20 protein-coding genes are annotated in these 22334 nt (G+C 62.4%); 8 read left to right on the top strand and 12 right to left on the bottom strand.

The features are described from left to right. Positions 1 to 116: 116 nt before the first annotated feature. The gene (locus ACIQWO_RS14845; RefSeq protein ID WP_402825393.1) at positions 117 to 647 is read right to left on the bottom strand and encodes a GbsR/MarR family transcriptional regulator; all 531 of its coding nucleotides are present in this window, start codon (positions 645 to 647) and stop codon (positions 117 to 119) included. 135 nt (positions 648 to 782) lie between these two features. Here ACIQWO_RS14845 and ACIQWO_RS14840 point away from each other — a divergent pair, with 135 nt between their 5' ends. Next, the gene (locus ACIQWO_RS14840) at positions 783 to 1244 is read left to right on the top strand and encodes a thiol-disulfide oxidoreductase DCC family protein (RefSeq protein WP_402825191.1); all 462 of its coding nucleotides are present in this window, start codon (positions 783 to 785) and stop codon (positions 1242 to 1244) included. A 25-nt stretch (positions 1245 to 1269) separates the two neighbouring features. Here ACIQWO_RS14840 and ACIQWO_RS14835 read toward each other — a convergent pair whose 3' ends face one another. Together ACIQWO_RS14835 and ACIQWO_RS14830 are read right to left on the bottom strand one after the other, a co-directional pair. After that, entirely contained in the window at positions 1270 to 2487 is a 1218-nt protein-coding gene (locus ACIQWO_RS14835) for a multidrug effflux MFS transporter (protein WP_402825188.1), read from the bottom strand. Positions 2488 to 2673: 186 nt separating this feature from the next. Continuing rightward, complete coding sequence (locus ACIQWO_RS14830) at positions 2674 to 4041, bottom strand: MFS transporter (protein ID WP_402825185.1); 1368 nt, start codon at positions 4039 to 4041, stop codon at positions 2674 to 2676. Positions 4042 to 4619: 578 nt separating this feature from the next. Here ACIQWO_RS14830 and ACIQWO_RS14825 point away from each other — a divergent pair. Beyond that, positions 4620 to 5300: a hypothetical protein gene (locus tag ACIQWO_RS14825; RefSeq protein WP_402825183.1), complete on the top strand. Its 681-nt coding sequence runs from the start codon at positions 4620 to 4622 to the stop codon at positions 5298 to 5300. Between the two features lie 55 nt (positions 5301 to 5355). Here the strand turns inward: ACIQWO_RS14825 and ACIQWO_RS14820 are convergent, their stop codons facing one another. Together ACIQWO_RS14820 and ACIQWO_RS14815 are read right to left on the bottom strand one after the other, a co-directional pair. Next, positions 5356 to 5634, bottom strand: a complete 279-nt coding sequence (locus tag ACIQWO_RS14820; protein WP_402825180.1) for a hypothetical protein — start codon at positions 5632 to 5634, stop codon at positions 5356 to 5358. Between the two features lie 178 nt (positions 5635 to 5812). Then, positions 5813 to 7408: an EAL domain-containing protein gene (locus ACIQWO_RS14815; protein ID WP_402825177.1), complete on the bottom strand. Its 1596-nt coding sequence runs from the start codon at positions 7406 to 7408 to the stop codon at positions 5813 to 5815. Positions 7409 to 7618: 210 nt separating this feature from the next. Here ACIQWO_RS14815 and ACIQWO_RS14810 point away from each other — a divergent pair, with 210 nt between their 5' ends. Then, entirely contained in the window at positions 7619 to 7936 is a 318-nt protein-coding gene (locus ACIQWO_RS14810) for a hypothetical protein (protein ID WP_402825174.1), read from the top strand. Position 7937: 1 nt separating this feature from the next. Here ACIQWO_RS14810 and ACIQWO_RS14805 read toward each other — a convergent pair whose 3' ends face one another. Then, complete coding sequence (locus ACIQWO_RS14805) at positions 7938 to 8840, bottom strand: LysR substrate-binding domain-containing protein (RefSeq protein WP_402825171.1); 903 nt, start codon at positions 8838 to 8840, stop codon at positions 7938 to 7940. 203 nt (positions 8841 to 9043) lie between these two features. On the opposite strand from ACIQWO_RS14805, the gene ACIQWO_RS14800 reads away from it, so the two are divergent. Beyond that, positions 9044 to 10540 carry an acetyl-CoA hydrolase/transferase family protein gene (locus tag ACIQWO_RS14800; protein WP_402825168.1) on the top strand — a complete coding sequence of 499 codons (1497 nt, stop codon included), beginning with the start codon at positions 9044 to 9046 and terminating at the stop codon, positions 10538 to 10540. 250 nt (positions 10541 to 10790) lie between these two features. On the opposite strand, the gene ACIQWO_RS14795 is transcribed toward ACIQWO_RS14800, so the two are convergent. From ACIQWO_RS14795 to ACIQWO_RS14785, 3 genes are all read right to left on the bottom strand, one after another. Beyond that, on the bottom strand, positions 10791 to 12386 hold the full coding sequence (locus ACIQWO_RS14795; protein WP_402825165.1) for a methyl-accepting chemotaxis protein: 1596 nt from the start codon (positions 12384 to 12386) through the stop codon (positions 10791 to 10793). 232 nt (positions 12387 to 12618) lie between these two features. Continuing rightward, positions 12619 to 12975, bottom strand: coding sequence for a GFA family protein (locus ACIQWO_RS14790; RefSeq protein ID WP_402825162.1), 357 nt, complete (start codon positions 12973 to 12975; stop codon positions 12619 to 12621). Positions 12976 to 13184: 209 nt separating this feature from the next. Then, positions 13185 to 15065: a methyl-accepting chemotaxis protein gene (locus ACIQWO_RS14785; protein WP_402825159.1), complete on the bottom strand. Its 1881-nt coding sequence runs from the start codon at positions 15063 to 15065 to the stop codon at positions 13185 to 13187. A 478-nt stretch (positions 15066 to 15543) separates the two neighbouring features. Between ACIQWO_RS14785 and ACIQWO_RS14780 the strand changes: the two genes are divergently transcribed. Beyond that, complete coding sequence (locus ACIQWO_RS14780) at positions 15544 to 16719, top strand: hypothetical protein (RefSeq protein ID WP_402825156.1); 1176 nt, start codon at positions 15544 to 15546, stop codon at positions 16717 to 16719. A gap of 31 nt (positions 16720 to 16750) precedes the next feature. Here ACIQWO_RS14780 and ACIQWO_RS14775 read toward each other — a convergent pair whose 3' ends face one another. Further along, positions 16751 to 17668: an MBL fold metallo-hydrolase gene (locus ACIQWO_RS14775; RefSeq protein ID WP_402825153.1), complete on the bottom strand. Its 918-nt coding sequence runs from the start codon at positions 17666 to 17668 to the stop codon at positions 16751 to 16753. Positions 17669 to 17966: 298 nt separating this feature from the next. On the opposite strand from ACIQWO_RS14775, the gene ACIQWO_RS14770 reads away from it, so the two are divergent. The 3 genes from ACIQWO_RS14770 (at position 17967) to ACIQWO_RS14760 (ending at position 20646) form a co-directional block, all read left to right on the top strand. Further along, the gene (locus ACIQWO_RS14770; RefSeq protein WP_402825150.1) at positions 17967 to 18881 is read left to right on the top strand and encodes an RNA polymerase sigma-70 factor; all 915 of its coding nucleotides are present in this window, start codon (positions 17967 to 17969) and stop codon (positions 18879 to 18881) included. A 132-nt stretch (positions 18882 to 19013) separates the two neighbouring features. Further along, on the top strand, positions 19014 to 19448 hold the full coding sequence (locus tag ACIQWO_RS14765; RefSeq protein ID WP_402825147.1) for a cupin domain-containing protein: 435 nt from the start codon (positions 19014 to 19016) through the stop codon (positions 19446 to 19448). A 181-nt stretch (positions 19449 to 19629) separates the two neighbouring features. After that, positions 19630 to 20646 carry a LysR family transcriptional regulator gene (locus tag ACIQWO_RS14760; RefSeq protein WP_402825144.1) on the top strand — a complete coding sequence of 339 codons (1017 nt, stop codon included), beginning with the start codon at positions 19630 to 19632 and terminating at the stop codon, positions 20644 to 20646. An 86-nt stretch (positions 20647 to 20732) separates the two neighbouring features. Here the strand turns inward: ACIQWO_RS14760 and ACIQWO_RS14755 are convergent, their stop codons facing one another. Beyond that, positions 20733 to 21212 (bottom strand): carboxymuconolactone decarboxylase family protein, encoded by a 480-nt coding sequence (locus ACIQWO_RS14755; RefSeq protein ID WP_402825141.1) that lies wholly within the window; start codon positions 21210 to 21212, stop codon positions 20733 to 20735. Between the two features lie 147 nt (positions 21213 to 21359). Next, positions 21360 to 22286: a LysR family transcriptional regulator gene (locus ACIQWO_RS14750; protein ID WP_402825138.1), complete on the bottom strand. Its 927-nt coding sequence runs from the start codon at positions 22284 to 22286 to the stop codon at positions 21360 to 21362. Between the last annotated feature and the right edge of the window lie 48 nt (positions 22287 to 22334).

Here is a 22334-nt window from a genome sequence, read left to right as displayed (position 1 = left end):
AGAAATATTCATCTCAAAAAATGCGGACGATGAAGTGAGATCCGTTTCACGTCGTCCGCGTCTTGCGATGCATCTGCTTCAGCCTGCTAAAACTCGCTACAGCCCTTGAATCCGGTTTACGTCTTCTTGCGCCGCATCGTGCGGCTGAGCTTCGCCCCCATGCCCAGCGTCTTCATCAGCGTATCGGGCTTGAGGCGCATCATTTCGTCGGACCACGTCGTCAGCGTCTCCAGGAAGTCGAGCGTGTCGCGCATGCGTTGCTCCGTCTCCTTGCTTTCCGCCGCCATGTCCGGGCTCATCAGCGTGTCGCGCAACATCGTGAGCGTCGGGTCGATTTCACGCTGACGCCGCCCTTCCACGATCAGCTTGAACAACTCCCAGATGTCGGTCGACGTGTCGAAATGCTCGCGCCGGTCGCCGAGCACGTGGACGGTGCGCACCAGCTTCCACGATTGCAGCTCCTTGATGCTCGTGCTCACGTTGGAGCGTGCCACCTGAAGCGTGTCGGTAATCTCGTCGGCCGCCATCGGGCGACCGGCCAGATACAACAGCGCGTGAATCTGCGCCACGGTCCGGTTGACACCCCAGCGCGAGCCCATCTCGCCCCAGTGGAGAATGAATCGTTCGGTGATCGGTGTGAGTTCCATGCGTTGAAATCTAGTCATTTCGGAAATTTCTGTCAAGACAGAAATTTCACTTGACGTGCGCCTCGGCAAGACATAATTTCACTCTTAACAGAAATAACTGAAACAACGGAACCCACCACACGCAGGAGCGACATCATGGCCACCTCGTCACCGATCCCCGAACTCACGCTGTATGTCGACGGCAATTGCCCGATCTGCATGACCGAAGTCGGCCAGTTGCGAGCGCGGGACCACGCCAGGAAGCTGGCGTTCGTGGATATCGCCGATCCGGCGTTCGATCCTGCGCCGCTCGGTGTGAGTCTGGAAGCGCTGGGCACGCTGATTCATGGTTGGACGGCAGACGGCGATTGCGTCATCGGCATCGATGCCCTGATTGCCGCCTATACGCTCACCGGCCGTCGCTGGTTGGTCGCACCGCTGCGCGTGCCCGCCCTGCGCCCGGCCGCCCGGGTGCTGTACCGGACATTCGCGCAGCACCGGATGCGCCTGTCTCGCTGGCTGCGAGTGCGCAATCCGGGGTTGGGGGCATCGGGGCCGTCGTGCACCGATGGTGTCTGTGCAACGAAGATGTTCGGAGAGGGTCGCCGGTCGTCCTGACCGGCCTCGCCGCGCTGCGCTGCGCTTAGTGTGAAAGGCTCTGCGGCTTGCGCAACATCGTCATCAGCGACACGAGCGCCAGAATGGCGAAGCCGCACATCACGGTCACGAGGGGGCGAGGCGAGCCGTCGCCCAGCAGGCCGAGCAAGCCACCTGCCGCGAAGCCGAAGCCGTACTGCACGCTGCCGACGAGCGCCGCCGCGGCCCCGGCGCGCGTCGGGTGATTCGCCAGCGCGCCCGCCACCGAATTCGCCGTGATGATGCCGCGCAGCGACATGAACAGGAACAGCATCGCCACCATCAGCGGCAGCAATACCAAGCCCATCCACACTGCGGCGCATAGCACCGACGTCACGATCGCGCACCCGATGATGCCGATGCGCATCAGCCGGTACGAACCCATCTGTCCGACACGTCGCGAATTGAACATCGTCATCGCGGCCATGCCGACGATATTGATGCCGAACAACACACCGAAGAACTGCGGCGACACATGGAAGTACTCCATGTATACGAGCGGCGTGCCGGTGATGTAAGTGAACGACGCCCCGAAGACAGCACCACCCGCCACCATGTAGCCGACGAAATGCTTGTCGCGCAGCAAGTGCCAGTACGACATGGCGATGGCGCGCGGCCCGCCCGCCTGACGACCGTTCATGTTGCCCGTCTCCGGCAGACGCCACAGCGCCATCAACGCACCCACGCCGAACACCGCGAGAATGCCGAAAATCACGCGCCATGTGGTGAAGCGCAGCATCTGTCCGCCCACCAGCGGCGCGACAATGGGCGCTACGCTCATCACCAGCAACATGATCGAGAAGGCGCGTGCGCTGTTACGCGGACCGTAGACGTCGCGCACGATGGCCTGCGCAATCACCGGCATCGCACAGCCGCCGAGCGCCTGCACGAAACGCCACATCATCATGTGATCGATGCTGTCGGCGAACGCACAGCCAATGCAGCCGAAGATGTACAACGCGATCCCCGCCGCCATCGGCTTGCGACGCCCGAAGCGATCCGCGAGCGGCCCCCAGACCAACTGTCCGAAAGCGAAGCCGAGGAAGAAATATGAGAGGGTCAGTTGGGTGGCCGCAGCGCTCGCCCCCAGTTCCTGACGCATCGTCGGCAGCCCCGGTAGATACATATCCGTCGACGCGGGTGCGATCATCATGAACAGGCCGAGAATGCCCAATAGCACGCGCTCGGATGGCAAGGCAGGAGAGAGTTCGGACGTCGAGGTCATTTATCGTTTTGATTATGCTGTGCGACGCTTGACGCATCGCAGGAGACGTCGCAAAAACGACGACGCCCGCCATGATAACGCTGGCGGGCGTCGCGCTTTCATACTCGATGGTTATCGGACACTTAACCGCTGCTTATGTCGCGGCAACAGTGCCGGTGTCCGCCGATCCACGATGCGCCGTGTCGATCAGCTCGCCGTGGCGGTGCGTAGATTGCCACCGTCGCCGCGCTGGGTGCGGGCAATCGCCAGCACACCGATCAGCGAGACACATGCCGGTACCGCCGCTGCGAGGAACAGCGACGACGACGACCATTGCAGGTGCATCAGCGCGCCGCCCAGCACCGGTCCCAGCACCGAGCCGATACGGCCGATGCCAAGACTCCAGCCGATGCCCGTCGAGCGCAACGACGTCGGGTAATAGGTCGCGGCCAGTGCGTTGAGCGCCGGCTGGCCGCCGATGATCGAGAAGCCCGCGAAGAAGATCGCCACGAACACCGCCACCATCGACACCATCACCACCGGATTGCCGATGGCCGCCGTGGCCGCAATCGCGATCAGGAACGTTACCGCCAGCACGCTCGTGAAGCCCACACGATCGATCACACGTCCGAGCAGCAACGTGCCGATCACGCCGCCCGCCCACAAGGCGGTGCCCGCCATCACGGCGACTTGCGTCGAATATCCAGCGTCGCGAATCACCGTCGGCAGCCAGTTCGACAGGAAGTACATGTCAAGCAGGTTGGCGAAGTTGATGACCCACAGCAGAAGCGTCACACGTGCACGGCCGTCCTTGAACAGTTCGATGAACGGCACACCCTTCGCCTTTTGCTCGTCGAGGACGAAGCGGGCGTCGGCAGGCACGCTCGCGCCCGGCGCGACACGCAGCAACTGCTTGCGAATGCGCGCGTTATCGCCAGGCTTCGTGCCTTTCTTGAACATCAGGAACTGGATCGATTCCGGCAGCGAAACCCACATCAGCAGGCCCAACACCAGCGGAATGGCCCCACCGATGTAGAACACCGCGCGCCAGCCCAGGTCGGGAATGATGGCGGCCGTAATCAGCCCGCCGACCACGCCACCCAGCGTAAAGCCGCACGACACGATCATCATGAGCGAGACGCGGATACGACGCGGGCTGTACTCACCCGCCAGCGCCATCGCGTTCGGCATGATGCAACCCAGACCCAGCCCAGCGGCAAAGCGCCAGACAATCAGCTCGGTAATCGAGTTGGCGAAGCCGGTGACGATCATGCACACGGAGAAGAACAGCGTCGCGCCGATCAGCACCGGACGACGGCCCAGCTTGTCGGCCAGCGCCGAGAACGTCAGCGAGCCAACCAGCATGCCGAACAACCCCGCGCCGAAGACCGGCGAGAGCGTTTCCTTGGCAATGCCCCACTCACGAATGACCACAGGCGCGACATAGCCCATCGCCTGAACGTCGAAACCATCTACGACCAGACACATCGCGCATAGCGCGATCACCCACCACTGATAGCCGCCCAGTCGACTCTCGTCGATCAGCGCGCCCACATTCACTTCTGCTGCTTTCATCCTGTCTCCAAACGTTCTCGCAACTTCGTGGTTTTGCGTCCCGGTCGAGATGCCGGGGAAATTACGCTTTGCGGAAGTTTATATCGCCGAACGTAAATCAATGCTCGGTGTAAACACTTAGATTTCCGGGGGTTGCGAGCGCTGTCGGACGCACCTCGGATGTCAGTCGAAAGCGCGAGAAATATCCGTCGCCTTGGCAAACGGTCGCTATTTTTGTGGTTTTTCTCCATCCGAACGATGGGAGGACGCCTCGGTGATGCACCGAATGGCTATATGGGACGGGGAATTGGGCGATTCGCGGGCAAAAAAGCGACGAATTGTCGCAGATGTGGTTTTTCTACAGATTTTTTTGACAAAGGTTTACCCGTCTAGGGATTTCCCTGATATAGTTGCACCTGTCTCCTCCACCTCCTCCTGGTGGATTTCACGGCCAGCAACGCGCTGGCCGTTTTTTTTGCCTGTCGCATTCGTGACGTCTTCGGCGCATCTCGCCAGAGCGCAGCGGCGCTAATCGAACGTAATGCATGCGGGTGGGCAGCGACATAGCCGACGCACTTTCCTGCGCTACACTCGACGCCATGAAACTCGCACCGCTCACCACCCTGCTTTGTGTTGTGCCGCTGGTCGGCTCGCTTGCCGGCTGTTACGTCGTGCAGTACCCGGGCGGCGCACTGACGCTCTCCCCAACGCCTACTGCGCCGCAAGCCTTGCGCGCTGCGCCGGGAACCGTCGTTAGCAACGATGTCGCCACGGCGCCTGTGCCGACACCGACCGTTGCGTCGACGCCGGTACGCCCCGCGCCCACGCCTGCGCCCGTGTATCCGAACGGCTCACCTGTGCCGCGCGACTTCCAGCCCGGCAACAACTCGCCCGTCCCACCAGACTATCGGCCGCCCGCACCCTCGGGGCAAACAGCACGTCCTGGCGGCTACCCGATTTATCCGAACGGTTCGCCGGTGCCACCCGACTACGTACCGCCGCAGACGTCGCAACCGCCGCAAGGTAACGCCGCTTACTCGTCGTATTCTGCCTACTCGTCGTATTCGCCCGATCCGGGCTTTGTGCCGTACGCCGCCTATCCTGCTTACCCGGCTTATGCGGCCTATCCGACCTACCCCGCCTATGCCGCCTACCCTGCGTACGCGCCGGCCTACCCGGCATACGCCCCATCGCCGTGGCTCAGCAATGTGTCGCTGTCGTTCTCATGGGGACGGGGTTGGGGCGGCTGGGGGGGGCGCTGCTGTCATCGCTGGCGCTGAACGGCCATAGGCCGCTCAGGCAACGTGAGCGTTTGAAGCTTAGAGGATGTCGCGCTTAGTGCGTGGTGTTGTGCGCCGTCTCGTTCTCTCTCGCGACGCGATCCTCGATGCGGCACTCGATACGTTTTCGAATCTGTGCGGCCGCATCGGACGCGCAATCCGCGTCGATGCTCGAAAACTCGCAACGGCCGATGTAATCGCCTTCGCAATAGGCGTCGACTGCGCCGTCAAAACGTTTGTCGGCACGCGGTGTGATGGCACCCATCAGTTCGAACGGACGTCCTGGCGCCGTATTGCTGACATAGTGCCACTGGAATTTGAACGAATCTGTCATATGTCCCCTCTCTCAAGCGACAGCTAAAGGTCTGCCGGCCTGCCAGCCGATGCTGTTTTTTGGGGAATCGTAACATGTTCATCAATTCCGACCGACGTTCGAAAAAAAAAAGCGGCTCGCCAGGGCGGCGAGCCGGATAGTCCGTGGAGGTCGGGGGCACATCAGGACCACGGTGATTTCACTGTAGTCCCGAATCGTTGTCGTTATTCTCGGTAATTTGCCTGATACGCGGACCTGAATCCTCAAGTTCATCGGCCGGTACCGCCTTGCCGAACAACCATCCCTGCCCGATCGCATCGGGGCAAATCGCCAGCATGTAGTCCGCCTGCGCTTGTCTTTCCAATCCTTCCACGATGACCTCGACGTTCAGCAGCGCCGCCATCTTGCAAATCTGGTCGACGATGGCGCTGCCCACCGTATCCGTCCCGATGGCCTGCGTGAACATGCGATCGATCTTCAGCGCATCGACATTGAGCGTCGACAAGTACGCCAGATTTGAAAACCCGGTGCCGAAGTCGTCGATGTGAATCTGATAGCCATCCACACGCAGCCGGTCGAGCGCTTCGCGCAGCCGCGTCATGTTGTCGGTCGAACGTTCGGTCACCTCGAGCGCAATCTGCGCGCGCGGCACTCGCAGCGACGCGGCCGTATGGTTCAGAAACGTGTGGAAAGTGTTATCGACGACGTCGACGGCCGCGAGATTGATGCTGATGTGGAATTCCGGGTCGGCCAATGCCCGCCCGTGCATTTCGATCAGCGCCTGACTCGCGACCTGACGCGTGATCAGACCGATCACGCCGCGCCGTTCGGCAATCGGAATGAACATGTCCGGCGAAATCGGGTTGCCCGCGCTGTCGTTCAGGCGTGCGAGCGCTTCCACGCCGACCGTCTTCCCGTCGCGCAACCGGACCAGCGGCTGATAGACGAGGTGAATACCGCCTGACTCAGCGGCCTGCTGTGTCACCCAGTCGATTGACGTGCGATAACGCTGGCGCAGACGCCACGACTGTCCCATCGCCCCGCCAGCCAGCGCGCCAACGGCTAGCGCCAACAGCAATCCCCACAGGTTGGTCACGATGCGCGACGACGTATAAACCGCCGACGCACAGACATCCACGTTGTTCGAACACCGCGAGAACTGGCGCACCGGTCCGATGTCGAGCCAGCGCGACTTCTGGCCCAGCGTAATGCGTTGCTGGTCCTGGGCGAGTCCTGCGCGCCAGAACACGAATCGCATATCGCTCGTCGATGCCACCGACGCGAAACCCGGCTCCGGTGTCGCCAGCCGCTCAGGCAATACCGGCGGGCTGAAAACGACCACGTCGCCCATGCCCATCGCATTGACCTGGACACCCGGCGTGACGATGCCCGTGAGCGTATGCCAGAGCTTCACGCCGTTGCGCGTTTCATGGTCGGCGGGCGGCAGTGCGGGCGCGGGGTCGAAGCGTCCCGAAACGGCTGAGCACAGCAGTTGCGAATCGTGGACTCGGGCGATGTCGTGGAAATAGGGACTGCGCATGGCGACGCGACGCAGCGCCAGAATGTCCGCGTCGTTACAGGGCACCGCGCCGCTGTACATCGCGTCGTGCAACGCGTTGCGGCTCGACACCGACGCATCGCTCATGAAGCCCATGATGTCCTGCACATAGGCGCGCACGCGAAAATCGTCGATGCGCGTCTGCGCGATCTGTCCAATCAGCAGCATGACCAGCATGCCCGCCATTGCGCCGATGAGCACCGGCAACCAGCGGGTCAACCTTCTGAGCATTTGCATGGAGAGGCGTCCACGGTGGTGCCCCGTTGCGGGGCGTGCAAGCAGTGTAGCCTACCGCCGGTCGGACGCATCGGATTGCCACGCAACGCCCCGCTGGACGCGGCCGCGAAGGGCCTGCTCGCTGGCGCGCCGATCACTGCTTGAGTGGGACGATTTTGGGTCGACGCTGGCGTAACTTGGCGACTTCTTCCCACCGACAGCGAACTCGCCATGACACTCAAATTTCGCAATCCCGCGAACGGTGACGTCGTCGAGATTTCGTATCTGTCCTGCATTGCGGCCTTCTTCCTTGGCCCGCTCTACCTGCTGGCGTACGGCTTCACGTGGCATGCACTACTCTGGGCGGTGCTCGCCATCGGCCCCGCCCTGCTCTGGAATGAATCGCTGCTGGCGATTTCCCTGCCCGCGACCTGCCTGCTCTACGCCGTGATGATTCATCCGCTGCTCATCGGCAGACTGCGTGCGAACGGCTGGGAATCCACTGGCAACGACGCTCTGCCCAGCCCCGGGCAACGCGGCTATCACTGAGTCATTCGGCGTCGCTCGCTGTCGGCATCATCGCAATGAAGCGATCGAGCGCCGCCGAGCCGTGGTCTTCGCGATAGGCGAGACTGATCGGCGCTAGCGGCACATCGCCGCCTGCGGCATCGATAGGCCAGAAGCCCATACCCGGCGTACGAATCTGGCTCACCGACGCCGGTACCAGCGACACCCCGAACCCCGCCGCGACCATCGGCACGATGGATGTGATCTGTGGCGCCTCCTGTCCCAGCTTCGGCCGAAAGCCCGCCGCTTCGCATGCGGCCACCGTGCGGTCGTAGAGCGCCGGGCTGATGTCGCGCGGCAACAGGATGAATTCGTCCTGCGCGAGCGCGGCGAGCGGCACGCGCTCCCGCGCACACATCGGATGCCCCAGCGGCAGCACCAGCACCATCGGTTCGTCCACGACCGGCACGCTGACGATGCCGGGCGGCACGTCGAACGGCGTGCGCACGAACGCGGCGTCGACCGCGTCGTCCACCAGCGCCGTGAGCAAGCTGGCCGTATTGCTCTGCTGTGGATGCAACTGCACATCGGGGTAGCGCGCGCGGAAGTCGCGAATCCACGCCGGAATCCGTGGCTCGAAATACGTCGCACCGGCGAAACCGATGCGAATGTGCCCCGCTTCGCCCCGTGAGATCTGCTGCATGCGCCGCCGGGTGCGCTCCACGCGCTCGAGAATCTGCCGCGCCTCCGGCAAGAACGCCTCGCCCAACTCCGTCTGCACCACGTCACGCGGCAGCCGCACGAACAACGGCCCGCCCAGCTCTGCTTCCAGCTGCTTGATCTGCAGGCTCAACGGCGGTTGCTGGATGCCCACCCGCGCTGCCGCGCGCGTGAAATGACGCTCCTCCGCGACTGCAATGAAATATTGCAGATGCCGCAATTCCATGACCGCTCCTCCGTCAGCCCGATGCCATATGGCTTTGCATCTTCAATACATTAAAAGTATGGAAACTTGATGTTCAATATATTGGAAATGTGACCAATGGGTCAATACACTTCGAGTCAAGCGCAGACCGGCCTATCCATCGCGGGCGCGCCAAGAATCCAAGAGATTCGAATAAGAGATTAGAAGAGACGAGGAGCCTCACGATGTTTGAAGACCGCATTCGCCTGGCGTCGCTGCGCGACCGGGTGATGACTGCCGACGATGCTGCCAAGCTCGTAGGCGACGGCATGGTGGTCGGTATGAGCGGATTCACCCGCGCCGGCGACGCCAAGGACATGCCGATTGCGTTGGCCCGCCGGGCCAAAGCCAACCCGATGAAGATCACGCTGATCACCGGCGCGTCGCTGGGGCATGACTCCGACAAGACGCTCACGGAAGCGGGCGTGCTCGCCAAGCGGCTGCCATTTCAGGTCGACACGACGTTGCGCAGCGCGATTAATCGCGGCGAAGTGATGTTCGTCGACCAGCATCTCTCCGAGACGGTCGAATTCCTGCGCGCGGGTCAGTTCGGCAAGTTGGACGTTGCGGTGATCGAAGCGGTCGCCATCACCGAAGACGGCGGCCTCGTGCCGAGTTCGTCGGTTGGCAATTCGGCGAGCTTCGCGATCCTCGCGGAAAAGGTGATCGTGGAGATCAACCTCGCACAGCCGCTCGCCTTCGAAGGTATGCACGACATCTGGATTCCGGGTCAGCGCCCGCATCGCGCGCCGCTACCGATCGTCGACGTGCGCGACCGCGTGGGCACGAACGTCGTCAAGATCGCGCCCGAGAAGATCGCGGCCATCGTCATTACCGATACGCCCGACAGCGCCTCCAACGCACTGCCGCCGGATGCCGACACGCAACGCATCGCCGGGCATCTCATCGAATTCTTCCAGCACGAAGTCTCGCGCGGACGCCTGCCGCACACGCTGCCCGCCATTCAGTCGGGCATCGGCACCATCGCGAATGCTGTGCTCAGCGGCTTCATCGAATCGCCGTTCGAAGATCTGACGATGTACTCGGAAGTGCTTCAGGACTCCACATTCGATCTGATGGACTCGGGCAAGATGGTGTTCGCTTCCGGCTCGTCGATCACGGTGTCGCAGGCGGTGCAGGACCGCGTGTTCAAGCAGTTGGAGCGCTATCGCGACAAGCTTGTACTGCGCCCGCAAGAGGTCAGCAACCATCCGGAAGTGATTCGTCGACTGGGACTGATCGCGCTCAATACCGCGCTGGAAGTGGACATCTACGGCAACGTCAATTCGACGCACGTCGGCGGCACGCACATGATGAACGGCATCGGCGGCTCGGGCGATTTCGCCCGCAACGCGCGCATGGCGATCTTCGCGACGAAGTCGATTGCCAAGGACGGCAAGATTTCAAGCATCGTTCCGATGGTGCCGCACGTCGATCACAACGAACACGACGTCGACATCATCGTGACAGAGCAGGGACTGGCCGATCTGCGCACCCTCGCCCCGCGCGAGCGCGTGAACCTCGTCATCGACAACTGCGCGCACCCGAGCTACCGCGAAGTGCTGCGCGACTACTATCGCGACGCCCAACGCTATGGCGGCCAGACGCCGCACGCACTTGAGCGTGCGTTCGATCTGCACGTCAACTTGCGCGAGCGCGGCTCGATGCTGGCAGGGAAGTAACTAGATAGGACATCGGTGCCGGACGCCATCGCCGGGGGGCGGGCGGACGGACGCCGATTGGCCGGCATCGACCCGACGTGTCGGTGCCGAGAAGAACGTGAGACGCATGCGGTCTCATGGGCCGGGGCGCTGGTGAGAGCGTTCCGGCATTCACGGCTCGCCGGCGTGCGCGGGCGAGCCGTTTTTTACGCGGTGACGGGTGCGTCTGCATTGAGACGCACCGGGACACACCCGACTTAGCTACTTAGGCTCAGGCGGAAATCCGCTGGACTGCCTGCCCCTGATTGGCCGCGCCGTCGATACGGAAGATCGACACCAGTTCGCGCAGGCCGCTCGACTGTGCCGCCATCGACTGAGCGGCCGCCGAGGCTTCCTCCACCAGCGCCGCGTTCTGCTGCGTCACGGTATCCATCTGCATGACCGCCTGATTCACCTGCTCGATGCCCGTGCGTTGCTCGGTCGACGCGGCGGCGATTTCTGCCATCAGATCGGTCACGCGTTTGACGGCGTGTACCACTTCGTCCATCGTGTTGCCCGCATCGGCGACGAGCTTTGCGCCTTCGCTCACCTGACGCGTCGACGCATCGATCAGTTCCTTGATTTCCTTCGCGGCATTCGCACTGCGCTGTGCCAACGTACGCACTTCGCCAGCGACCACGGCGAATCCACGTCCCTGCTCACCCGCGCGTGCCGCTTCCACCGCCGCGTTGAGCGCGAGGATGTTGGTCTGGAACGCAATCCCCTCTATCACGCTCGTGATGTCCCCCACGCGCGCCGAGCCATCCGAAATCTCGCGCATCGTCTCGACGACCTGACGCACGACTTCCCCGCCGCGTTGTGCGATGTGCGAAGCGTTCGACGCCAGCACATTGCCCTGCTCCGCGTTGTCGGCATTCTGCTTGACGGTCGTCGTCAACTCTTCCATGCTCGCCGCCGTTTCCTCCAGCGACGCCGCTTGCTGCTCCGTGCGTGACGACAGGTCGGTGTTGCCCGCTGCAATCTGCGCCGAGCCGGTGGCAATGCTCTCACTCGTGTTGCGCACCTGACCCACGACCTGCGCGAGCTTGGTGTTCATATCCTTGAGCGAGCCGAGCAGGAGCGCCAGTTCGTCCTGGCCTTGCACGTCGATACGCGAGCTGAGATCCCCGCGTGCGACCGTCTGCGCAATCTCCACACAACGGCCAATCGGTCCCGTGATGGAGCGCGTGATGAGCCAAGCCGTGAATGTCGCCACGGCCAGCGCCAGCAGAATCAGCACAACAGTGGCGATGAACGCGGCGTGATAGTTGGCTGCTGCGGCGTCCGTCGCACCGACGGCACCCGCGCGGTTCACGGCGACGTGCTCGGCCAGCCGGTCGCTAAGCGTCGCGAAGCTCTTGACGGCCTCCGTCATGACGATGGTGCGGGCCTGCGTCTTTGCCTCGTCGTCGCCCTGCTCCAGCGCGGCGACACGATTATCGAGGGCCAGATAGTCGGCCCAGGCGGCCTTCACTGCGTCGTAAGCACGACGGTCTTCGCTCGACGCCACCATGCTGCTGTAGCTGTCGAGCGTCTTGTTCATCAGCTCGATAGACGCCAGACGTTTGCCCTCTTCGTCTTTGCGTGTGCTGTCGACGGTCGTCAGCAAAGTAGCGAGCGTCGCGCGCCGCGCCGCGTTTGCGGCCACTTGCGCGGTGCCGAGCGTCTGTACGCTGGGCAGCCAGTTGTCGGCCAGATCGCGTGTTCCCCCGTAGATGCGTGACGCCTGAAAGACAGCCATGCCGCCCACAATACACAAGAGAATCAGCGTGATGGCGAACCCGACGGTCAGCCGTGTGCCGATTTTGAGACTACCCAAGAACTTCATGCCCGCTCCATATGCGACAAAACGATAACAATCGCATGCGATAACGGGCGACCATTCAGGAAACTTGAGCCAATAAACCCCTGATTCTCACGTTATGGCTTTCAAAATATTTCGAATACCGTAAATCGAAACGCTTTTTCAGAGTTTTATCGCGTCGGTTTTGATGAATAAACCAATGATCACGAAAATATTATTAAATATTCATTGCCATATATTTAATGATCTATCGACGTCATCGACTTGCACCGTCGAAGGGTGTCGGATGGACAGTGTCGAGATCGATGTCGTCGACGCAGCGCACATTCACCGCGGCCATTTTGGACCCATCCGGCATTTGACCAAACGCAAACGCTTCGACGCCGCAATTCGGACAAAACTGGTGACGAATGACGTGCTTATTGAAAAGATATTCCCGCGCCTTTCCTTCGCCAGCTGTTTGCGAAAACTCGGCAATCGGCGTGAAAGCGAGAATCAATCCGCGCTTTTTGCAGATAGAACAATTGCACGTAATTGTTTTGGACAAATCAATATTCGCGGTAAAGCGAAGATCACCGCAATGACAGCCGCCTGAGTATTGCTGATTCGCCATGACGTCTCTCCTTCGAGTTAAGGAAAACGCTACCGGCGGTGGTTCGGGATGGGTAGAACTTCGGGAAGTGCCCGCCGGAATGCGCCCTATTGTGCGACAAATTCCGGCGGGCGGGCAGCGTCCGGCGACGGTGCGCCGGTGCGCCGGTGTGCCAAAGGTGAGGCGGTAAAGCGACGTCAGCGAACGCGTTGAAGCGCTCGCCTGTGCATTTACGCTGCGAGTGCCGGTTCGTCGCGCGAACCACGCCCGCCATGCGGCGTGTGCATCACAGTGACACCGTGACGGCCGTGCTCGCGAAGCTGGAACAGCGCCACGGTCTCGGCGAGGTTGCGTGCCTGCTCGCTGAGCATCGCGGACGCCGCTGCCGATTCCTCGACCAACGCCGCGTTCTGTTGCGTCGACTGATCCATTTCGGCCACGCTGCGGTCGATCTGGCTGATACCGGTGCTCTGCTCCGTCACCGCCGAGTGAATCTCGCCGATCAAACGACGCACGCGGGAGATACCGTCGACGATCTCGCCCATCGTGTCGCCCGCCGCCTGCACGCGTTGCGTGCCGCTCTTGACGTTCTGGACCGAGGCTTCGATGAGCGTCTTGATTTCCTGCGCGGCAGCGGCGCTGCGTTGCGCCAGTGTGCGCACCTCACCGGCCACGACCGCGAAGCCACGTCCCTGCTCACCCGCACGCGCCGCTTCCACTGCGGCGTTGAGCGCCAGGATGTTCGTCTGGAAGGCAATGCCGTCGATCACGCCGATGATCTCGGTAATGCGCTCCGACGACTTGGCGATTTCACTCATCGTGGTAACCGCACCGGTTACGACTTCGCCGCCACGCGCAGCAGCATCGCTGGCGTCGCCCGCCAGACGCGTGGCATGTTCTGCGGCCTCGGCCGTCTGTTTGACGCTGGCCGTCAGCTCGGTGAGCGCCGCCGACGTCTCCTGCAACGTACCGGCCGAAGACTCCGTACGTTGCGACAGATCGCGGTTGCCCATTTCGATTTCGCTGGTCGCCGAGGTCATGCCGTGAACGCCGGAGCGCACGTCGAGCATGACGGTGCTGATCTTGTCGACGAACGCGTTGAACGACGTCGAGATCTGCGCGACTTCGTCTTGACCGACGACGTCCAGACGACGCGTCAGATCGCCGCCGCCGGAGCCGATGGTATCCATAGCGTCACGCACTTGCGACAGACGACGGAACGCTTGCGACGTGAAGAAGCTCGCGATGCCGATGGCGCACAACGTCAGCACGATCAGCGAGATGACCGTGCCGCTCAGCACGCGCGAGAGACCGGCGGTGGCTTCCGCCTTGTCGAGCGCCACGACGAAGAGCCAGTCGGTGCCGGGCACCGGTTGCGCCTTGACGAGCTTCGCTGCACCGCCGAGTTCGACTTCCGTCGGCTCGGTGGCGTGCTCCATCTTGACGAGCGCGTCGGGCGTAAGCGCCGAGGCAAGGTCGCTCGACTGCTTGAGCATGAGCTTCTCATCCGGGTGTGCAATGACGAGACCGTCGCGCGAGACCACGAACGCCAGGCTCGACGGCGTGGGGTGCACGGCCTTGACGACATCCTGCACGGCGTCGAGCGGCACGGCCCCGCTCACGGCGCCGAGCGTCTGCCCGTCACGCAGAATCGGGGCGGCGAACGACACGTACAGCTTGCCCGAGGCGATGTCGGCATACGGCTTGACGACGGTCAGCTTGCCCGCCGCGGTCGCGCCCTTGTACCAGGGGCGTGCGGTCGGATCGTAGTCGGGCGGCGTGGGGCCGCTGGAGAAGTACGACTTGTCGCTCCAGCCGATACTGGAGATCGGGAAACCGTTGGTCGCGCCGAGCAGCTTCGTGAGTGCCACGCCTTGCTCGCCCTTTTCGACGGCTGCGGCGGTGCCGACGACCGACTGGCCCTTGGCAGCCGCCCAGCGTTCCACCGCGAGCGTGTTGCCCCGTGCGACCGCGTCGAGCGTGTTGGAGATGGTGGACATCATGCTGTCGCGCACGATGATGTAAGTGGTAACGCCGGAGAGGATCAGTGCACCAATGACGGTGGCACACGCGATCAGAATGATGCGTGTTCTAAGCGAAGATACTGTCATGCTGTCGAGGCAGGCCTGCGGCTAGGGGGGTCGAAAGACAAGAGACCGGCACCCAGGCTACCGGCTCCACGAGGTGGGAGGTTCCACCTCGGAAATTACGGCAGGCGCAGCAAAAACTTTAGGTATTAACCCGAATCGCTGACCTCACATCGGCTTATCGTTACGGATGGCGAAACGTCAGGGATACGAATGGATATGCGGAGCGTCTCGATTCCTGCGCAGAACCGGGACATGCGACGCACGGGTCGGCTATAGTGCGGTGACCGTCAGTTGTCTCGTTCACTCCTGAATTCAGGTGAATTCCGTGAAACAGCTCGTCGAACGCGCCGAACCCTGTGGCTGTGACCATATCGCGTCGCGGCATCCAATCCAAAAGCGCGCAAATGTCCCGCTCACAGGCATTTCCGACAATCGCCCCGCCGCCTCGCAGCACAGCGCGATTCAGGCGATGGCAGATCGTCATTCGACACGATCCGCTATGCCCGTGTCGAACGCACCGCCGATTCAGCGCGTGGTCACCGGCGGGCGAAACGGACGCCCATATCGAAGCTCCGAAGTCCCGGGCCGCGAATTCCCGACCTACGAACAAGCAAAGGCCGCAGAAGCGCAGGTTCAGCGCGAACGTGCGGAACAGGCTCAGCGGGAACGCCCGCCGGTCAACTTCCAGTTTCAGCCGCCGACGGGGCCAGTGCCGACGCTTGCGAATCCGCTTTCCACCGCGCTGCATCAGTACCCCGCGCACTTCGGTCCGGTGCTGACGACAGGCGGGCAGGTCCATCAGAATCAGGTGGGGTCGGTCATGGAGGGCGGCTCCGCCTTCGTGACCGAGCCGGGCAAGACAGCGTTCAGCGGACAAAATACTTACGCCGTCATCATGACGAACGGGCCTGACGACAATCGACAAGTCTTCAGCCCGACCGGTCAGAGTACGTCGCTGAGCAGCCTTCCCGGAACATCCCCGTTTGCGTTTCACAAACAGAACGTCTTCATGCAAGGTCGGCCGCCGGAAGGTGTGACACTGCCGCCGGGCCGCAAGACAGGTCACGCCGAAGCGCTGGCCGTGCATAGTCAAGGGTTCGAGAAGGCTGTCGAGAAAAACGCAACGGATCTGAACAACATGGCGTCCATGCTGGGGATCGATACCGAGCGAGTCATCCCGGACGATCCGACCGAAGACGATATGGAATACCTTTCGTCAGTCATGGGCATGCCGAGCGTAACGACGGACATCGTCGAGAATCGCGCATCCTGCGGCAAATTCGGCGAAAGCGGCTTCCCCGGCGGATGCAATCAGGAGATGGCCAATACGGTCGGAAAATTCGGTGGCCTGCTCGATCAGCACCTGCCGTCCTCGTTCTCGTTCCTGGCGCAAAATACCGGCCTCGCATCGTTCGGGGTGTCGACGGCCGGGTCATACGCGCACCAGGGCAATCCACTCATCATCACCAATGCCGGCGGCCGCGTCTCCCCGCACAATCCAATCAGTTGGACCACGAGTCAGCCGCGGCACATGGGCGAAGAACTCCAGGCGTACATCGCACGATCCGACCCGCAGAACCACGTCCACGATCACGACCATGACGACGAGAAGGAAGGTGGGATGGACGAGGAGGAGGATGGAAGTCACCTTTCCGAGGAGGACAGCGAGCAGTAAGCACCGCCCCCCTCCCGGACCGTTCAAGTGCTCAGAAATCCCAGATCACGGGCACCCAGCGGTAGGCGTCACCATTGCGCGCGATGCGGCCGAGCGACGGGAACGGCAGGTGTGCCGCCACCAGCAGACCACGGTTCTCCGCGAGTTCTTCGAAGAGTCCGATGCGAACACGCGTCGACTCTTCGGGGTCGTGCTCGAAACCGTTCTGCCACTCGGGATGGTCGAAGCCAACCGGGAACATGGCGTCCCCTGCGAACGTCAGCCGCGCATCCCCCGAGACGAGATCCACCACGCTATGCCCCGGCGTATGCCCCCCAGTGATGCGAACGGTCACGCCCGGCGCGACCTCGCGCGAATGCTCGAACGTCTGCAATTGCTCGCGATAGGCGTCGTAGAAAGCGGTCGCGGTCGTGCGGAGTACGGGCGGGACCGGCGTGGGCATGACCGTGTGCGAGAAGTCAGGCGACGTCCAGAAGGCGACTTCGGTCTCCGACACGTGGATACGAACGTCCGGACGCAGGCGCGACTTGACCTCGGGCACCAGCAGACCACCCACGTGATCCATATGCATGTGGGTCACGATGATGTCCGTGATCGATTCCAGTGCGATGCCAGCGGCCTGGAGTCGCTGCGGGAACAGGCCCGCACGCGGGAAGCCGGGAAACTGACCGCCGAGCCCGGCGTCGATGAGAATGGTCTGGCTGCCGCTGCGAACCGCCATCACATTGAGCGGCCAGTCGAAGGCGTCCGGCGGCATGCACATGTCGTCGAGCCACGCCGCCAGATCGGACGGCGCAACGTTGGTGGCCATCGTCGCGGTCGGCAATGGCAGCACACCGTCGCTGATCACCATCGCCTCGATGTCGCCGATGCGCAGCGCATAGCGGGAGGGCACCAGATCGACGGGGCGGTTTTCGCTGGCGAACAAAGTGTTGTCTGTCGCGGTCATCGTGAATCTCCTCAAGAGCGGCCGGTTGTCGGCCGGATTCCGGGTGGTATGTGGGGGGATGAAATGCCGTGAAGCGACTGCATCGTAGGTGCCGCCCCACGATGGCGGTAGATGGACGGGAGGAAGCGCGTTGTTGTGCTTCACGCACCAATGCGAGAGACGGCGCGTACTTCGGCATGCATGTCGGCGCGGGCCGAATTGTTGTCTCACAGGCAACACCGTGCGTCCTTGTCGAGGGGCATGCGGTGGGGCAAAATGGACCGCCCGAAGCCTTGCCACTGGCGCTATCCCTCCCCTCATGACCGCTCCTGCTTCCGACGCCGACGTCGGCTCCGACCACAACCCGCTGTTGCTATTCGAACGCCATCGCCCCCGGCTGTACGCGATCGCCTATCGCATGCTGGGTGCCGTAGCCGAGGCCGAAGACGTGGTGCAGGAAGCATGGCTGCGCTGGAACGGCACTGAGCGCGCAGCCATCGAAACGCCGGAGGCGTGGCTCGTGACCATCACGACGCGCTTGTCCATCGACCGCCTGCGGGCCGCGAAGGCGGAGCGTGAGCACTACACCGGTGTCTGGCTGCCGGAGCCGATGCTGATGTCCGCCCCCGCGACGCCCGAGCAGGTACACGAGCTGGCCGACGACGTGTCGGTGGCGTTCTTGTACATGCTCGAACGCCTCTCGCCCGATGCCCGTGCCGCCTTCCTGATGCGCGACGTCTTCGACGCCGACTATGAGGACATCGCGCAGACACTCGGCAAGACACCGGCGGCAGTGCGTCAACTCGTGCGTCGTGCACGACAGCAACTGCGCGACGGCGCGCCGCGCGATGCCGTGCCACGCGCTACCCTGCACCGTCTGCTGCTGGCATTTTCCGACGCCATGCAACGCAGCGACTTCCACGGTTTGCACGCGCTGCTCAGCGACGACGCCGAACTCGTGGGCGATGGCGGCGGCAAGGTCAACGCCTTCCGCAGCCTGGTCGGCGGCAAACGGCTGGCGCAACTGTTCTACGCGGGCACGCTCCGGTTCCGCGACGCGATGCGCACCGAAGTGGTCCAGATCAACGGTCAATGGGCGCTGCTGCGTTTCATCGATGGCGAACTGGAATCCGCGCAGTCGTTTGAGACCGATGGCGAACGTCTCACGCGCATCTTGGTGCAACGCAATCCCGACAAGCTCGAACGCATCGCCGCCGCCATCGGGAAACGGTAGTGCACTGATGCACTGAAACAAGCGCACCGGCGTTGGTGCGCGGCAGGCAACATGGCGATCCCCTGCGCGACGCTACCGCCGCGCGGCATGCCCTCATACGATAAGGACCTCTCCCCTTGCCGAGGACAAGCCATGTTGAAGATCACGAAATGCCCCACGCTCGCCAGACTTGCGACCAGCGTCTTAACGCTCGCTGTCACCGGAGCCTTCTTCGGTCCGGTCGCGAACGCAGCGCCGCCGCAGCCCGTCGTGTCGGAACTGATGGAAAAGGCCTTGCCGGACATTCCCGGCAAGGACGCACTGATGCTGACCGTCGACTATCCGCCCGGCGCGCAGGACCCGGTGCATCGCCACAACGCCTATGGCTTCGTGTATGTGCTCGAAGGCAGTATCGTCATGCAAGTCAAAGGCGGTAAGGAAGTCACGCTCACGGCCGGTCAGACGTTCTATGAAGGCCCCGAAGACGTTCACACAGTCGGGCGCAACGCCAGCAAGACGAAACCCGCCAAATTTCTGGTCATGCTCATCAAGCAACAAGGCGCCCCGGCGCTGATTCCGGTCAAATGATCCCGGTACGCTGAACCGCCGCACGCTGCCCCAAACCTTCTGCGCTTCCCCGTGCGCCCTACCGGGTGCGCTTCAAAGCTGGCCTTTCCCCTGGAAGGTCAGCTTTTTTTGCGTTCGATGTCACAGAACGTATCGCCGGGCCGTCTTATCAGCAGGCACAACCAACGGCGGCCCAGTGACCATGTCGACACCTTCATCAGCGTTCTCGATCTCCCAAAGCCCCAAGCGTGCGGACTCGCTGGCCGACAGTTTCGCGACGAGTTATGCGGGCGTCGTGGCGTTCATCGCCGTGGTGGCCGAAGGCAACTTTGCCAAGGCGGGCGACCGGCTGGGCATTGGCCGCTCGGCGGTCAGCCGCAGCGTGCAGAAGCTCGAAGACCAGCTCGGTACGCGCCTCTTTGTCCGCACGACGCGCAATACGTCGCTCAGCGCCGAAGGCAAACGCTTCTACGAACAGTGCCACCCGGGCGTACAGCGAATCGTTCAGGCGATGGACGACATGCGTGAGTTGCGCGAAGGTCCGCCTTCGGGACAACTGCGCGTGTGTTCGACCGTAGACTTCGGGCGCAAGATTCTGGCGCCGCTGCTGGGTGGATTTCGCGAGGCCAATCCGAACATCTCCATCGAGCTGGTGCTCGATGACAGCCCGACCGACTTCACCACGGACGGCATCGACGTGTCGTTTCGCAACGGCCGGATGGAAGACAGCCGGGTCATCGCCAGGAAGGTGATCCCGATGCAGATGATGCTGTGTGCGTCTGCCGACTACGCCGCAAAACACGGGCTTCCGCAGAACGTCGACGAGATCGCCGATCATCGGGGGGTGAATTTCCGGCTGGCGTCGGGTCGGTTGTCGGAATGGGAGTTCAAGATCGACGGGCGAGCGCGCAAGGTTTTGCCGAATGCGATGCTGACCTTCAATGATGAAGACCTCGTGCTGCAATCGGTGCTCGACGGTCAAGGCATCGCGCAAATGGCGGCCTATCAGGTGGGCGATCACCTGCACACCGGCCGTCTCGTTACCTGTTTGCCGCAATATGCGCCAGAGGACCGGGGACACTTCGTGTGCTTTCTGAGTCGTCAGCACTTACCGGCTCGCATTCGCGTGTTCATCGACTACATGACGGCGCAGATCCGCGCTATGGATCTGCATGGCTTGCACGATGACCTGCGGGTGAATCAGGCGCACGCCGCGTAGGGAGGTGCGGATAGCTATCGGACATGCGCACAACGGCCTCCGCCTCGACGTCCTTGGGACGAGAGGCGGAGGCCTCGGATAGCTGCTCAGCTGAAGTTGGCCTTATCCAGCCCGTAAGCCTTGTCGGCCGAGCCGGGAACCGTGCGGAAGCCCACATTGAGGCGATTCCAGCCGTTGATGGCCATGATGGCGAAACTGAGGTCCGAGATTTCCTTCTCCGACAGTTCGCCGCGCACGCGCTCGTAGATTTCGTCGGATACGCCGTGGGCACCGAGCGAGGTAAGCGCTTCGGTCCAGGCAAGACATGCACGCTCGCGTGCCGAGAACAAAGTGGATTCGCGCCAGATCGCAACGTGATGCAGACGCAGTTCGCCCTCGCCGCGAATCTTCGCTTCCTTGACGTGCATGTCGAGGCAGAAGCCGCAACCGTTGATTTGCGAGGCACGGATTTCGACGAGGCTCAGGATCGACGACTCGATGGCGCTCGACTTGAGCAGCATGCCGAATTCGACGAACTTCTTGAAGAGTTCCGGGGATTGGGCGAAGGCGTTCAGACGTTGGCTCATGGTGACTTCCTCATTGGGTTGGCGCGCCCCGTCATCCGCTGACGGGCTTCACGCATACGTGGACAACACCTCAATCGTAGGTCGACACGAACGCCATCAGAAGCCCCCGACCGGGGACTATCGTGTTGCCTCAATGACAACAATGTCTCAGAGCGAGGGCGCCCCGTACGCATCGTTCACATCGCTCATCTGTGCAGCCGTCGCGACGATCCAGTCGAACGCTTGCGTCACGACCGGCGAGCGCGTTTCACCTGCGACGCGCGAAATCCACCACGCGCGCCCCGCGATCCTCGGATAACCGGCAAGAATTCGCAATCGCCCCTGCCGCAGGCATTCGTCCGCGACCAGACGCGATACGCAGGCGATGCCACGGCCACGCAGTGCGGCGTCGAGCAGCAGGCGTTCGTCGTCGTAAATCGCATGCTTGCGCAATGCGGCCAGTTGATTGCGGAAGAGCGAAGCCGTGGCGTCGCGCGTGAAACTCTCCTCAAGGCAGATCAGCGATGTCATCTCTGCGTGCTTCTCAAGCGGGCTGCCGGACAACTGTTCCGCCAATGCCTCACTGGCGACGATCACCCACTCGTCCTGCAAAAGCGGCATCTCCATCAGTCCCGCCTGCTGAAGCGGCCTGTCGCCGATCACGATATCGATGTCGGTCTCGTCGATGAAACGCGCGGATTCGTCCGTCGACAACATCGGGCATAGCGATGGCACGTGCGCGAGCAAGTCGTCGACGCGCGGGCTCAGCCAACCGTGCAGCACTTCTGCCGGACCGGCTATCACGACCAGCCCGGGGTCGAGATAGGTCGCGATGCGGCCCAATCCGCTGCGCAGCGTGTCGATCGAGCGTTGCACGGTGCGCTGCAATACCTCGCCAGCGACGGTCAATTCGACGCCGCGTCCGACCCGCCGGAACAGCGGCTGACCGACCTCCTCCTCCAACTGCTGCACCTGATGGCTGATGGCCGACTGGCTGACGTGCAGTTCATCCGCCGCGCGAGAGAAATTGCCGTGACGCGCCGCCGCCTCGAATCCCATGAGCAATTTGAGTGACGGAATTCGCTGGCGGCTCATCGGACCCTCGCAAGATATGAGAAAAGTTGATTAATAGTAACAAAATAT

Source organism: Pandoraea sp. NPDC090278 (genome assembly GCF_044772185.1).
Taxonomy (GTDB): Bacteria; Pseudomonadota; Gammaproteobacteria; order Burkholderiales; family Burkholderiaceae; genus Pandoraea.
Note: the sequence above shows the minus strand (reverse complement) of the source record. Positions and strands in the feature narration are given on the sequence as shown.

What these genes read in the sequence shown, in the direction of transcription:
- ACIQWO_RS14845 (WP_402825393.1), bottom strand. Translation starts at nt 647, where the DNA reads ATGGAACTCACACCGATCACCGAACGATTCATTCTCCACTGGGGCGAG.
- ACIQWO_RS14840 (WP_402825191.1), top strand. Translation starts at nt 783, where the DNA reads ATGGCCACCTCGTCACCGATCCCCGAACTCACGCTGTATGTCGACGGC.
- ACIQWO_RS14835 (WP_402825188.1), bottom strand. Translation starts at nt 2,487, where the DNA reads ATGACCTCGACGTCCGAACTCTCTCCTGCCTTGCCATCCGAGCGCGTG.
- ACIQWO_RS14830 (WP_402825185.1), bottom strand. Translation starts at nt 4,041, where the DNA reads ATGAAAGCAGCAGAAGTGAATGTGGGCGCGCTGATCGACGAGAGTCGA.
- ACIQWO_RS14825 (WP_402825183.1), top strand. Translation starts at nt 4,620, where the DNA reads ATGAAACTCGCACCGCTCACCACCCTGCTTTGTGTTGTGCCGCTGGTC.
- ACIQWO_RS14820 (WP_402825180.1), bottom strand. Translation starts at nt 5,634, where the DNA reads ATGACAGATTCGTTCAAATTCCAGTGGCACTATGTCAGCAATACGGCG.
- ACIQWO_RS14815 (WP_402825177.1), bottom strand. Translation starts at nt 7,408, where the DNA reads ATGCAAATGCTCAGAAGGTTGACCCGCTGGTTGCCGGTGCTCATCGGC.
- ACIQWO_RS14810 (WP_402825174.1), top strand. Translation starts at nt 7,619, where the DNA reads ATGACACTCAAATTTCGCAATCCCGCGAACGGTGACGTCGTCGAGATT.
- ACIQWO_RS14805 (WP_402825171.1), bottom strand. Translation starts at nt 8,840, where the DNA reads ATGGAATTGCGGCATCTGCAATATTTCATTGCAGTCGCGGAGGAGCGT.
- ACIQWO_RS14800 (WP_402825168.1), top strand. Translation starts at nt 9,044, where the DNA reads ATGTTTGAAGACCGCATTCGCCTGGCGTCGCTGCGCGACCGGGTGATG.
- ACIQWO_RS14795 (WP_402825165.1), bottom strand. Translation starts at nt 12,386, where the DNA reads ATGAAGTTCTTGGGTAGTCTCAAAATCGGCACACGGCTGACCGTCGGG.
- ACIQWO_RS14790 (WP_402825162.1), bottom strand. Translation starts at nt 12,975, where the DNA reads ATGGCGAATCAGCAATACTCAGGCGGCTGTCATTGCGGTGATCTTCGC.
- ACIQWO_RS14785 (WP_402825159.1), bottom strand. Translation starts at nt 15,065, where the DNA reads ATGACAGTATCTTCGCTTAGAACACGCATCATTCTGATCGCGTGTGCC.
- ACIQWO_RS14780 (WP_402825156.1), top strand. Translation starts at nt 15,544, where the DNA reads ATGCCCGTGTCGAACGCACCGCCGATTCAGCGCGTGGTCACCGGCGGG.
- ACIQWO_RS14775 (WP_402825153.1), bottom strand. Translation starts at nt 17,668, where the DNA reads ATGACCGCGACAGACAACACTTTGTTCGCCAGCGAAAACCGCCCCGTC.
- ACIQWO_RS14770 (WP_402825150.1), top strand. Translation starts at nt 17,967, where the DNA reads ATGACCGCTCCTGCTTCCGACGCCGACGTCGGCTCCGACCACAACCCG.
- ACIQWO_RS14765 (WP_402825147.1), top strand. Translation starts at nt 19,014, where the DNA reads ATGTTGAAGATCACGAAATGCCCCACGCTCGCCAGACTTGCGACCAGC.
- ACIQWO_RS14760 (WP_402825144.1), top strand. Translation starts at nt 19,630, where the DNA reads ATGTCGACACCTTCATCAGCGTTCTCGATCTCCCAAAGCCCCAAGCGT.
- ACIQWO_RS14755 (WP_402825141.1), bottom strand. Translation starts at nt 21,212, where the DNA reads ATGAGCCAACGTCTGAACGCCTTCGCCCAATCCCCGGAACTCTTCAAG.
- ACIQWO_RS14750 (WP_402825138.1), bottom strand. Translation starts at nt 22,286, where the DNA reads ATGAGCCGCCAGCGAATTCCGTCACTCAAATTGCTCATGGGATTCGAG.